This window comes from Adlercreutzia sp. DFI.6.23 (genome assembly GCF_024462535.1).
Taxonomy (GTDB): domain Bacteria; phylum Actinomycetota; class Coriobacteriia; order Coriobacteriales; family Eggerthellaceae; genus Adlercreutzia; species Adlercreutzia rubneri.
Window position 1 is genome coordinate 1 of record NZ_JANGBP010000656.1, and the last position, 294, is coordinate 294.

The 294-nt window shown below is 56.8% G+C and carries 1 protein-coding gene; it reads left to right on the plus strand.

Annotated features, from left to right (window positions below):
* Positions 1-238, plus strand: a 238-nt coding sequence (locus NE591_RS14950) for a hypothetical protein (RefSeq protein ID WP_256157068.1), incomplete at its 5' end; no start/stop codon positions are given.
* Positions 239-294 lie beyond the last annotated feature (56 nt).

The following is a 294-nucleotide window of genomic DNA, read 5'->3' on the forward strand; positions in this document are numbered from 1 at the left end:
TGCCGTCACGCTGGGCATCCCCGACCGATTCATCGGCCAGGGTCCCGTGCCCCAACTCTTCGCTGACCTCGGCCTGAATGCCGAAGGCATCGCCGCTACGGTGCGCGAGCAGCTGAAAATGAAGAAACGATCTGGCGTGGACGAGATGATTGAGCTTGCGAAGAAGCATGCAGGCAATCCCATGGCCGATCTCACCGATCGGGAGATTCGCGATTTTAACGAAGGCCGATATGAGTAGCTCTCTCGCTCTCTCGACAGTGTAAGAGCTACTACCGTTCGTAGATGTAGTCGAAG